Genomic DNA, 12525 nt, shown 5'->3' with positions numbered 1-12525 from the left:
GCTCGGCCGACAGGTCGTAGACGGCGTTGCTCGACGTCGGCACGCTCGACCGGTCGTCGGCCGGTGCGGCCGACGGCGCCGAGGAGGCCGACGCCGCAGCAGCCGCAGCGGCAGCCGCGAGCCGCGCAGCCCGACGACCGCCGACCTCGTTGCCCGGGGCCCCCGGGTGCCACCCGGCGACGGGGTCGTCGCCGGCCTCGATGTCGTACACCGATTCGTTCATCGTCCTCGTGCTCCCGGGACTACGCGACCACGCGCAGGATCTCGTCGACGCTGGTCATGCCGAGCTTGACCTTCTCCCACCCGTCCTGGCGGAGCGTGAGCATGCCCTGCTGCTGGGCGACGCGGCTGATCTCGGCGCTCGAGGCCCGTGCGACGGCGAGCCGCTCGATCTCCTCGGTGACGGTCATGACCTCGTGCAGGGCGATGCGGCCGCGGTACCCGGTGTTCGAGCAGACGGCGCAGCCGATCGGCGCGAAGAACTCCGGCACGGCCGCGTCCGCACGGTCGAGGAACCCGAGCGCGTGCAGCTGCTCGGGCTCGTACACCGCAGGGGCCTTGCACCGGTCGCAGAGCCGGCGGGCCAGACGCTGGGCGACCACCGAGTCGAGTGCGGACCCGACCAGGAACGGCTCGATGTCCATCTCGGTCAGGCGGGTGACGGCCGAGGGAGCGTCGTTCGTGTGCAGGGTCGAGAGCACCAGGTGCCCGGTGAGCGAGGCCTCGATCGCGATCTGCGCCGTCTCGTGGTCGCGGATCTCACCGAGGAGCACCACGTCCGGGTCGGAGCGCAGGATCGAGCGCAGCGCGGACGCGAACGTCAGGCCGGCCTTCGGGTTCACCTGCACCTGGTTGATGCCGGCCATCCGGTACTCGACCGGGTCCTCGACGGTGATGACGTTGATCTCGGGCTTCGCGACTGCGTTGAGCGTCGTGTACAGCGTGGTGGACTTGCCCGAACCGGTGGGTCCGGTGACCAGGATCATGCCGTACGGCTTCGAGTAGGACCGCTGGTACGCCTGGAAGTTCTGCTCGAGCAGGTTGAGGTCCTTGAGCGTCAGCGACGTGTTCGTGTTGTCGAGGATCCGCATGACGACCTTCTCGCCCCACACCGTGGGCAGCGTCGCCACGCGCAGGTCGATCTGCCGGCCGCCGTGACGCACCGACATCCGGCCGTCCTGCGGCTTCCGACGCTCGGCGATGTCGATGTCGCTCATGATCTTGAGCCGGCTGATCACGCCGTTCTGGATGTTCTTCGGCGCCGGGGCCATCTCGTGCAGCACGCCGTCGATGCGGTAACGCACCCGGACCTCGTGTTCGCCCGGCTCGATGTGGATGTCGGACGCGTGGTCCTGGATCGCCTGCGACACGAGCAGGTTGACGAAGCGGACGATCGGGACGTCGTCGAGTGCACCGTCGGTCAGGTCCACCTGCTGCTGCGTCTGCGCAGCCGACTGGTCCTCGAGCGACGACGTCAGGTCGTTCATCTCGTCGTCGGCCCGCAGGTACCGGTCGAGGGCGCTGACGAGGTCGCGCTCCTCGACCTGGAGCGGCTTGATCGCACGACCGGACGCGGTGCGGGCGTCGTCGATCGCGAGCACGTTCGAGGGGTTCACCATCGCGAGCACGAGGGTCTCGCCCTCGAACCCGATGCCGAGCACCCCGTGCCGGCGGCAGAGCGCCGCGGGCAGCATCGACACGGCGGTGCCGTCGACCGGGTAGTCGGTCAGCGGGACGGTGTGCGAGTTGTTCGACGCCGCACGCGCCGTGATGTACTGCGCCTCGCTCACGACGCCCTGGTCCACCAGGGACCGGATCGCGCGCTCGTCGATCGTCTCGTCGCCGGTCATGGAGTCGAGGTGTTCGATCGGCAGTGCGCCGTTGAGGATGAGGATCTCGGACAGGGTGGCCATGTGTCCCGGGGCCTCCTTCGGGTCGAGACCGGGTCGTGGTTGTGTGCTCCGCAGCGGCGCGGCGCCCGTCCACGCTACGGCCGCCCGGTGCGACCCCCGCAGTCCCACAACGAGGGGGCGACGGGGTGGCGGGTGTCCCCAGTGCTGGGGTACCGACGGGTACCGAGTGGTCCGGCTGGTGGTCGTCATGCGTCGATGCTCCGTGACCACGACGGCGGCGCGCGGCTCGGGATGACGGCCGGTGGACGACGAGGCGACGCCGAAGGCCTGTGCAGGAACGTTCGGGACACGACGGATCGGAGGCCGGTGCACGACGAACCCCTCGACGTGCGGGACCGCTCCGAGCCATGATGAGACATGGACATCACGAGCGTGACCGTGGGGCTCCCCGTCTCCGACATCGAGGCGTCCTGCCTCTGGTACGGCGCCGTGTTCCAGCGCGCGGACCCCGACCTCGAGCCCGAGGACGGCGTGGTCGAGTACGAGATCGGCGGCATCTGGCTGCAGCTCTTCCTCGCCGCGGACGCCGAGCAGCGCCCCGCGGCGGTCCGCTTCGGCGTCGACGACGTCCGGTCGCAGCACGCCCGCATCGGCTCGCTCGGCATCGACGTCGGCCCGGTCGAGTGCGTCGACGGCGCCGTCGACTGGTTCGACGTCCGCGACCCCGACGGCAACGTCCTCAGCCTGTACTCGCTGGTCGACGAGAAGGGCCGCACCGCCTGAGAGACCGAGCCACACGGCGGACGGGAGGCCCGTGGCGGGCCCGCCACGGGCCTCCCGTCCGCCGTCCCGGCCGGTGGGACGAGGAAGGCCCCCGCATCCGAGGATGCGGGGGCCTTCCGGGTTCAGCTCAGGCTCAGTTGTAGGTCCCGGGCGTGAAGTCGTCCGACGAGAAGCTGTCGAAGTCGACGAAGCTCAGGTCGGCGTCCGAGAACGAGGAGTCGTCGGCGAAGATGCGGTTGGGGTACCGCTCCGCCTTGGCTTCCTCGGTCGCGGCGACGTCCACGTCACGGTACCGGCTGAGGCCCGTCCCGGCGGGGATGAGCTTACCGATGATGACGTTCTCCTTGAGGCCGACGAGGTGGTCCTGCTTGCCCTCCATGGCCGCCTGCGTGAGGACGCGGGTGGTCTCCTGGAAGGACGCGGCGGACAGCCACGACTCGGTCGCGAGGGACGCCTTCGTGATGCCCATGACCTCCTGGCGAGCCGAGGCGGTCTTGCGACCCTCCTGCAGCGCCGCACGGTTCAGCGCGTTGTAGCGCGACCGGTCGACGAGCTCACCCGGCAGCAGGTCGGTGTCGCCGTGGTCGACGACGGTGACCTTTCGGAGCATCTGGCGGACGATGACCTCGATGTGCTTGTCGTGGATCGGCACGCCCTGCGAGCCGTACACGTCCTGCACACCGTTGACGAGGTGCTTCTGGACCTCGCGCACACCCTTGACCCGGAGGACCTCCTTCGGGTCCACCGTGCCGGCGATGAACTGCTCGCCGAGCTCGACGTGCTGGCCGTCCTCGATGAGGAGGGTCGCACGCTTGAGCACCGGGTAGATGAACGGCTCGTCGCCGTTGTCCGGCGTGAGGATGATCCGACGACCCTTGTCCGTGTCCTCGATCGTGACGCGGCCGGGGGCCTCGGCGATCGGGGACGCGCCCTTCGGGGTGCGAGCCTCGAAGAGCTCGGTCACGCGGGGCAGACCCTGCGTGATGTCGTCGGCCGAGGCCGAACCACCCGTGTGGAAGGTACGCATCGTCAGCTGGGTACCGGGCTCACCGATGGACTGGGCGGCGATGATGCCGACCGCCTCGCCGATGTCGACGAGGTTGCCCGTGGCGAGCGAACGGCCGTAGCACTTCGCGCAGACACCGACGGCGGACTCGCAGGTCAGGACCGAGCGCACCTTGATGCTCTCGACACCCGCCTCGAGCAGCGTGTCCAGCAGGACGTCACCGACGTCCGAACCGGCCTCGGCGACCACGGTGCCGTTCGCGTCCACGGCCTCGACGGCCAGGGTGCGCGAGTACACCGTGTTCTCGACGCGCGGGTCGCGGACGAGCTTGCCGTCCTCGCCCTTGGTCGCGATCGGCAGCTCGAGGCCACGGGTCGTCCCGCAGTCGTCCTCACGGATGATGACGTCCTGCGACACGTCCACGAGACGACGGGTCAGGTAGCCGGAGTCGGCGGTACGGAGAGCCGTGTCCGCCAGACCCTTGCGGGCACCGTGCGTGGCGATGAAGTACTCCGCCACGGTCAGGCCCTCGCGGTACGAGTTGATGATCGGGCGGGCGATGATCTCACCCTTCGGGTTGTTCACCAGACCACGCATACCGGCGATGTTGCGCACCTGCAGCCAGTTACCACGAGCACCCGACGAGACCATGCGGTTGATGGTGTTGTCGATCGGGAAGTTGTCGCGCATCTCCTGCGCGATCTCGTTCGTGGCCTCGGTCCAGATCTTGATCAGGTCGGCGCGGCGCTCCGCGTCGGTGATCAGACCCTTGTCGAACTCGCCCTGGACCTTGGCGGCCTGGACCTCGTAGCCCGCGATGATCTCCTTCTTGCGAGGAGGCGTCACGACGTCCGACAGCGCCACGGTCACACCGGAGCGCGTGCCCCAGTAGAAGCCCGCGTCCTTGATCCGGTCCAGCGCGGCGGCCGTCTCGGTCTTGGAGTAGCGCTCGGCGAGGTCGTTGACGATCGCGGAGAGGGTGCCCTTGTCGGTGACGCGCTGGACGAACGGGTAGTCCGCCGGCAGCGTCTCGTTGAAGAGCGCACGGCCCAGGGTGGTCTCGAGGAGGATCGGCTGACCGACCTCGTAGCCCTCCGGCGCCTCGCCCTCGGCGAAGTGGACACCCGACATGCGGATCTTCACCATCGCGTTGAGGTGCAGCGTGTTCTGGTCCTTGGCCAGGATCGCCTCGGCGACCGACGAGAACGCACGGCCCTCGCCGAGCGCACCCTCGCGGACGGTCGTCAGGTGGTGCAGACCGATGATCATGTCCTGTGCGGGCAGGGTCACCGGACGGCCGTCCGACGGCTTGAGGATGTTGTTCGAGGCGAGCATCAGGATGCGGGCCTCGGCCTGGGCCTCGACCGACAGCGGCAGGTGCACGGCCATCTGGTCACCGTCGAAGTCCGCGTTGAACGCAGCACACACGAGCGGGTGGAGCTGGATGGCCTTGCCCTCGACGAGCTGCGGCTCGAACGCCTGGATGCCCAGACGGTGCAGCGTCGGCGCACGGTTCAGCAGGACGGGGCGCTCGCGGATGATCTCCTCGAGCACGTCCCACACCTGCGGACGCGAACGCTCGACCATGCGCTTGGCAGACTTGATGTTCTGCGCGTGCGACAGGTCGATGAGGCGCTTGATGACGAACGGCTTGAACAGCTCGAGCGCCATCTGCTTCGGCAGACCGCACTGGTGCAGCTTGAGCTGCGGGCCGACGATGATGACCGAACGGCCCGAGTAGTCGACGCGCTTGCCGAGCAGGTTCTGGCGGAAGCGACCCTGCTTTCCCTTGAGCATGTCGCTCAGGGACTTCAGGGCGCGGTTGCCGGTACCCGTGACCGGGCGGCCACGACGACCGTTGTCGAACAGCGCGTCGACCGCTTCCTGCAGCATGCGCTTCTCGTTGTTCACGATGATCTCGGGGGCACCGAGGTCGAGCAGGCGGCGGAGACGGTTGTTGCGGTTGATCACACGACGGTAGAGGTCGTTGAGGTCCGACGTGGCGAAGCGGCCACCGTCGAGCTGCACCATCGGGCGGAGCTCCGGCGGGATGACCGGCACGACGTCGAGCACCATCGCGGCCGGCGAGTTGCCGGTGGCGAGGAAGGAGCTGACGACGCGCAGACGCTTGATCGCGCGGATCTTCTTCTGGCCCTTGCCCTCGGCGATCTGCAGGCGCAGCGACTCGGCCTCGGCGGCCAGGTCGAAGGCCTCGAGCCGCAGCTTGATCGCCTCGGCGCCCATGTAGGCGTCGAAGTAGATCCCGAAGCGGTCCTGCAGCTCGTGGAACACGGCGTCCTCGGGCTTGAGGTCGCCGACCTTGAGGTTGCGGAAGTCCTCCCACACGCGCTCGAGGCGGGTGATGTCCTCGTCGAAGGACTTGCGGACCTGGGACATCTCCTTCTCGGCGGTGTCCTTGGTCCGGCGCTTCACGTCGGCCTTGGCGCCCTCTTCCTCGAGCGCTGCGAGGTCGTCCTCGAGCTTCTTGAGGCGGTCCGCGATGATCGAGTCGCGCTGACCCTCGAGGTTCTTGATCTCGAGGCGCATCTCGTTCTCGAGACCGGGCATGTCGGCGTGACGGCCCTCTTCATCGATGTCGATGATCATGTACGCCGCGAAGTAGATGACCTTCTCGAGGTCCTTCGGCGCCATGTCGAGGAGGTACCCGAGGCGCGACGGGACGCCCTTGAAGTACCAGATGTGCGTGACGGGTGCGGCGAGCTCGATGTGGCCCATGCGCTCACGACGGACCGAGGACTTGGTGACCTCGACGCCGCAGCGCTCGCAGACGATGCCCTTGAAGCGGACACGCTTGTACTTGCCGCAGGCGCACTCCCAGTCGCGGGACGGACCGAAGATCTGCTCGCCGAACAGACCGTCCTTCTCGGGCTTCAGGGTGCGGTAGTTGATGGTCTCCGGCTTCTTGACCTCGCCGTACGACCACTGACGGATGTCCTCGGCGGTCGCGAGGCCGATCCGGATGGCGTCAAATGACGTTGCTTCGAGCAATGTTCTTCTCTCTTGCTGAGTTCGAAACGTGTTCGGTACGGGCCGGCTCAGATGTCGTCGACGGACGACGACTCGAACCGCGAGGAGATGTTGATGCCGAGCTCTTCAGCGGCACGGAAGACCTCGTCGTCCGTGTCGCGGAGGCTGACCGCCTGGCCGTCCGCCGAGAGGACCTCGACGTTCAGGCAGAGCGACTGCATCTCCTTCATGAGGACCTTGAACGACTCGGGGATGCCGGGCTCCTGGATGTTCTCGCCCTTGACGATCGCCTCGTAGACCTTCACGCGGCCGAGGATGTCGTCGGACTTGATCGTCAGGAGCTCCTGGAGGGCGTAGGCGGCGCCGTACGCTTCGAGCGCCCACACCTCCATCTCACCGAACCGCTGTCCACCGAACTGCGCCTTACCACCCAGCGGCTGCTGCGTGATCATCGAGTACGGACCGGTCGAACGAGCGTGGATCTTGTCGTCGACCAGGTGGTGCAGCTTGAGGATGTACATGTAGCCGACCGAGACGGGCTCCGGGAACGGCTCGCCGGAGCGGCCGTCGAAGAGCTGCGCCTTGCCGGACGAACCGATCAGGCGCTCGCCGTCGCGGTTCGGGAGCGTGCTGTCGAGGAGGCCCTCGATCTCGCGCTCGTACGCACCGTCGAACACCGGGGTGGCGACCTTCGTGCCGGGCGCCGCGCTGTGCGCTGCCTCCGGCAGGGCCGATGCCCACTCCTGGATGCCCTCGACGTTCCAGCCCTGCTTCGCGAGCCACCCGAGGTGGATCTCGAGGACCTGGCCGAAGTTCATGCGGCCGGGGACGCCGAGCGGGTTGAGCACGATGTCGACCGGGGTGCCGTCCGCGAGGAACGGCATGTCCTCGACCGGCAGGATCGTCGAGATGACGCCCTTGTTGCCGTGACGACCGGCGAGCTTGTCACCCGCGGTGATCTTGCGCTTCTGGGCGATGTAGACGACCACGCGCTGGTTGACGCCCGAGCCGAGCTCGTCGTCGCCGTCCTGCGCGTCGAAGACCTTGACGCCGATGATCGTGCCCTCTTCACCGTGGGGCACCTTCAGCGAGGTGTCGCGCACCTCGCGCGACTTCTCGTTGAAGATCGCGCGGAGCAGGCGCTCCTCGGCGGAGAGCTCGGTCTCGCCCTTCGGCGTGACCTTGCCGACCAGGATGTCGCCGGGGCGGACCTCGGCGCCGATGCGGATGATGCCGCGCTCGTCGAGGTCGGCCAGGAGGTCCGGGCTGACGTTCGGGAGGTCGCGGGTGATCTCCTCCTTGCCGAGCTTCGTGTCGCGGGCGTCGACCTCGTACTCCTCGATGTGGATCGAGGAGAGCGTGTCGTCCTTCACGAGGTTCTGCGACAGGATCATCGCGTCCTCGTAGTTGTAGCCCTCCCACGGCATGAACGCGACGAGGAGGTTCTTGCCGAGCGCGAGCTCGCCGTTCTCCGTCGCGGGGCCGTCGGCGATGACCTCGCCCTGCTCCACGCGCTCGCCTGCGGAGACGATGACGCGGTGGTTGTAGCTCGTGCCCTGGTTCGAGCGGTCGAACTTGCGCAGGTAGTAGGTCTGCGTGCCGCCCTCGTCGAGCTGCAGGGTCACGGCGTCGGCCGAGACCTCGGAGACCACACCGGCCTTGTCGGCGGTGACGACGTCACCGGCGTCGATGGCGGTGTAGCCCTCCATGCCGGTGCCGACGAGCGGCGACTCGGAACGGAGCAGCGGGACGGCCTGACGCTGCATGTTCGCACCCATGAGGGCGCGGTTCGCGTCGTCGTGCTCGAGGAACGGGATGAGCGAGGTCGCGACCGACACCATCTGGCGCGGCGAGACGTCCATGTAGTCGACCTCGTCCTTGCCGACGAGCTCGACCTCGCCGCCCTTCTTCCGGACGAGCACCTTGTCGTCCTGGAAGTGGAAGTCGTCGGTCAGCGGCGCGTTGGCCTGGGCGACGACGAAGTCGTCCTCCTCCGACGCCGTGAGGTAGTCGATGGTCGTGGTGACCTGACCGTTCACGACGCGGCGGTACGGCGTCTCGATGAAGCCGAACGAGTTGATCCGACCGAACGACGCGAGCGAACCGATCAGGCCGATGTTCGGGCCTTCCGGGGTCTCGATCGGGCACATGCGGCCGTAGTGCGACGGGTGGACGTCGCGGACCTCGACGCCGGCACGCTCACGGGACAGACCACCCGGGCCGAGGGCCGACAGGCGACGCTTGTGCGTCAGACCCGCGAGCGGGTTGTTCTGGTCCATGAACTGCGACAGCTGCGAGGTGCCGAAGAACTCCTTGATCGCGGCGACGACGGGTCGCACGTTGATCAGGGTCTGCGGGGTGATCGCCTCGATGTCCTGCGTGGTCATGCGCTCGCGGACGACGCGCTCCATGCGGGACAGACCCGTGCGGACCTGGTTCTGGATGAGCTCGCCGACGGCGCGGATGCGACGGTTGCCGAAGTGGTCGATGTCGTCCACGTCGAGGCGCAGCTGGACGGGCTCGCCGTCGCGGACACCGTCGAGCGTGGTCTTCTCGGCGTGCAGCGAGACCAGGTACTTGATGGTGCGGACGATGTCCTGCACGGTCAGCACCGAGTCCGAGAGCTGCGCGTCGATGCCGAGCTTGCGGTTCAGCTTGTAGCGACCCACCTTGGCGAGGTCGTAGCGCTTCGAGTTGAAGTAGAAGTTGTCGAGGAGCGCACGCGCGGCCTCGGCGGCGACCTGCTCGCCCGGACGCAGCTTGCGGTAGATGTCCTTGAGCGCCTCTTCCTTCGTGAGGACGGCGTCCTTCTCGAGGGTCGACTCGATCGAGGCGAAGCCCTGGAACTCCTCCATGATCTCCTCGCTCGTCAGGCCGAGGGCCTTGAGGAAGACGGTCACGGACTGCTTGCGCTTGCGGTCGATGCGCACGCCCACCTGGTCGCGCTTGTCGATCTCGAACTCGAGCCACGCACCACGCGACGGGATCACGCGTGCGGAGTAGATGTCCTTGTCGGAGGTCTTCTCCTGCTGGCGCTCGAAGTACACGCCCGGCGAGCGGACGAGCTGCGAGACGACGACGCGCTCGGTGCCGTTGATGATGAACGTGCCGCGCTCGGTCATGAGCGGGAAGTCGCCCATGAAGACGGTCTGCGTCTTGATCTCACCGGTCATGTGGTTCATGAACTCGGCGTTGACGTACAGCGGCGCGGCGTAGGTCTTGCCACGCTCCTTGCACTCGTCGATGGAGTACTTCGGGTCCTCGAGCTCCGGGGACGTGAACGAGAGCTGCATGGTCTCGCCGAGGTCCTCGATCGGGGAGATCTCCTCGAAGATCTCCTCGAGGCCGGAGTGCAGCGCGAGGTCGGTGCGACCCTGCTCCTGTCCTTCGGCGAGGCGGGCCTTCCAGACGTCGTTGCCGACGAGCCAGTCGAAGCTCTCCGTCTGGAGGGCGAGCAGATCCGGCACCGTGAGGGTGTCCGTGATCTTGGCGAACGAGAGTCGCGAGTGGTTGCGACCGTTCTTGGGGTTGGTGGATGCGTTGGGCGCAGCAGCCAAGGGTGTGACCTCCGGTAGGCCCCGTCGGGCCGGTACTGACGAGCAGCACGTAGGTGAGTGGGTTGATCGCTCGGCGCGACCCCGGGACCACCGACACGGAACGCACGACGGCAACGACCGTCGGGGACCTGTGGGATGATCGGTGAGCGGGTCCCGCCGCCATATACGGGACCGGCTGCACCAGGGCGCGTGTTCGCCCGCAATATGACGACACACGAATGCCAGGGAGCGCGAACTGTCATCATAGGTCGCCCCGGCGCGCGCTGTCCAGTCCTGGCTTGACCGGATTCGGCGATGGCGTGTATAAGCACGGCCACCCACCGAGCATTCCCCTCGGTGTCAGCCGCAGCCGGGTCAGTCCTCGAGTGCCTGCAGCAGCTCCTCCGGGTGCTCGGCACGCACGAAGGTGACCCGACCCCGGTCGTCCGTGATCCGCACGCCCCGCCCCGGGGTGAGCAGGAGCGCCCGCACGCCCCGGCCCAGGCGCAGCCCCACCCCGCCGAAGGTGCGGGCATCCGCCTCGACGACCGCGACGTCCGCGATCCGGCGTCGGACGATGCGGCGCTCCGGCAGCGGGCGGAAGTGCAGCACCACGTCGGTGTCGGTCACCGCGATGCCGGTCCGCGCGAGCAGCAGCAGGGCTCCGGCGACGAGGGCGACCACGCCCGGCAGCAGCAGGGCGACCTCCGGCGCGTCCCCCGGCCAGCCGAGGACGGCCGCCGTCAGCGCGCCACCGCCGAGCAGCAGCACGGCACCGACCGCGCGCATCCACCGGGGAGCGCGCTCACCGTCCGCGACCACCGGTCTGGAGGCACGGTGCGGCCGGGTGGACGGGTGCACCCCCGGCAGGGCGCGGCCGGGTCTCGTGGCACGGCCGGGTCGCGGAGCACGGCCGGGTCGCAGGGTGGGGACGCTGTGGGTGTCGGTCATCGCGGGTCTCCTGGGGGAGTCGGGTCCTGCCGCGTGCCGCTCGGATCCGGGATCGGCGCACGCGTGGTGTGGTGCGCCGTCGCACGCCGTAGGGCGGCGCACCTCGGGGCACGCCGACGACGTGCGGGGCACCCGGGCGCGGTGGGGGTCGCGCGGGGTCGTGCCGACCACGTCGTGGTCACCCGGACCGGCGGAACGCCACGCCCTCGGGGCGCGGTGCTCGACACCTGTCGGGTGACGACGTGGAGAACGGTACGTCCTGTCCCTTGACGTCGGCTGGTGGTGACGTCGGCTGGTGGTGACGTCGGCCGGCCGTGCGGGGAGGGACGCTGCGTCAGCGCAGGACGCGGGCGACGGCCTCGGCGCGGGTGCGGACCCCGAGCTTCGCGAAGACCTGGTTCACGTAGGACTTCACGGTCGGCACCGTCAGGAAGAGCTCGGCGGCGATCTCCGGGTTCGTCCGACCGGCGGCGATCCGCTCGAGCACGTCGGCCTCCCGCGGCGTGAGCGCGGGGAAGCGGTCACGGAGCCCACCCCCGGGAGCGTCACCCCGGACACCGACGTCGACACCGGCGGCTCCCGCACCGCCGGCGGTGCCGGGGCCCGCGCCGAGCTGCGCGACGAGCCGCGCACCGACCCCGGCGTCGAACGTGGCCTGTCCCGAGGCCACGGCGCGCACCGCGGTGGCCAGTTCCCGTCGGCCCGCGTCCTTCGTCAGGTACCCGCGCGCCCCGGCCCGCAGCGCGCCGACGATCGAGGCGTCGTCGGCGTAGGTCGTGAGCACCAGCACGGCGACCTCGGGGTGTGCGGCCGTGATCGCCGCGGTGGCGGTCGGGCCGTCGGTGCCCGGCATCCGCAGGTCCATCAGCACGACGTCCGGCGGGTCCTCGTCCACCATCGTGATCGCCGCAGCGCCGTCAGCGGCCTCGCCGACGACCTCGACGTCGGGCTCGAGCGACAGCACCGTCACCAGGCCGTCCCGCACGATCGCCTGGTCGTCCACCACGAGCACCCGGATCGTCACGCCCGCTCCCCCGCACCGCCGGTCGTCGCCGGCACGCGCATCGCCACCACGAACGACCCGTCGACCACGTCGACCACGTCGGCCGTGACGGCCGAGTCGTCGCCGAGCTCCGCGAACCGCTCCCGCATCCCGACGAGACCGAGCCCGCCGCCGGCCCCCGAACCCGAGCCCGCGCCCGCGGGGTCGAGCGCGTTCACCACCGTCACCTCGACCGCCGGGCCGGCCGCACGCACGGACAGCTCAACGGGTCGACCGGCGGCGTGACGGCGGGCGTTGCTCAGCGCCTCCCGGGTGGCCGCGACCACGACCGCGCGGTGCGCCGCGTCGACCGACACCAGCCCCAGGTCGCCGCGCGTGGTGAGCGCCCCGCCGAAGGCGCGATGA

General features: G+C 69.0%; 7 protein-coding genes and 1 pseudogene. 1 reads left to right on the top strand and 7 read right to left on the bottom strand.

Annotation, left to right across the window (positions count from 1 at the left end; translation table 11 throughout):
* Together D8M35_RS12825 and D8M35_RS12820 are read right to left on the bottom strand one after the other, a co-directional pair.
* Positions 1-223, bottom strand: a 223-nt coding sequence (locus D8M35_RS12825; RefSeq protein ID WP_194074876.1) for a hypothetical protein, incomplete at its 3' end; no start/stop codon positions are given.
* A gap of 19 nt (positions 224-242) precedes the next feature.
* Positions 243-1913: a GspE/PulE family protein gene (locus D8M35_RS12820; RefSeq protein WP_126892209.1), complete on the bottom strand. Its 1671-nt coding sequence runs from the start codon at positions 1911-1913 to the stop codon at positions 243-245.
* 357 nt (positions 1914-2270) lie between these two features.
* On the opposite strand from D8M35_RS12820, the gene D8M35_RS12815 reads away from it, so the two are divergent.
* The gene (locus D8M35_RS12815) at positions 2271-2636 is read left to right on the top strand and encodes a VOC family protein (RefSeq protein ID WP_126892208.1); all 366 of its coding nucleotides are present in this window, start codon (positions 2271-2273) and stop codon (positions 2634-2636) included.
* Positions 2637-2769: 133 nt separating this feature from the next.
* Here D8M35_RS12815 and rpoC read toward each other — a convergent pair whose 3' ends face one another.
* From rpoC to D8M35_RS16625, 5 genes and pseudogenes are all read right to left on the bottom strand, one after another.
* Positions 2770-6651 (bottom strand): DNA-directed RNA polymerase subunit beta', encoded by a 3882-nt coding sequence (gene rpoC, locus D8M35_RS12810; protein WP_058728465.1) that lies wholly within the window; start codon positions 6649-6651, stop codon positions 2770-2772.
* A gap of 47 nt (positions 6652-6698) precedes the next feature.
* Positions 6699-10187: a DNA-directed RNA polymerase subunit beta gene (rpoB, locus tag D8M35_RS12805; RefSeq protein ID WP_066657077.1), complete on the bottom strand. Its 3489-nt coding sequence runs from the start codon at positions 10185-10187 to the stop codon at positions 6699-6701.
* Positions 10188-10541: 354 nt separating this feature from the next.
* The gene (locus tag D8M35_RS12800) at positions 10542-11117 is read right to left on the bottom strand and encodes a hypothetical protein (protein ID WP_126892207.1); all 576 of its coding nucleotides are present in this window, start codon (positions 11115-11117) and stop codon (positions 10542-10544) included.
* Between the two features lie 334 nt (positions 11118-11451).
* A complete protein-coding gene (locus tag D8M35_RS12795; RefSeq protein WP_126892206.1) occupies positions 11452-12141 on the bottom strand; it encodes a response regulator transcription factor in 690 nt (229 codons plus the stop codon).
* Positions 12138-12525, bottom strand: a pseudogene (locus D8M35_RS16625) (hypothetical protein); the annotation flags it as partial. The pseudogene D8M35_RS16625 and the gene D8M35_RS12795, both read right to left, overlap by 4 nt.

The sequence above is a fragment of the Curtobacterium sp. HSID17257 genome, from assembly GCF_003989515.1.
GTDB lineage: Bacteria > Actinomycetota > Actinomycetes > Actinomycetales > Microbacteriaceae > Curtobacterium.
This window is presented reverse-complemented; position numbering and strand designations above follow the sequence as displayed.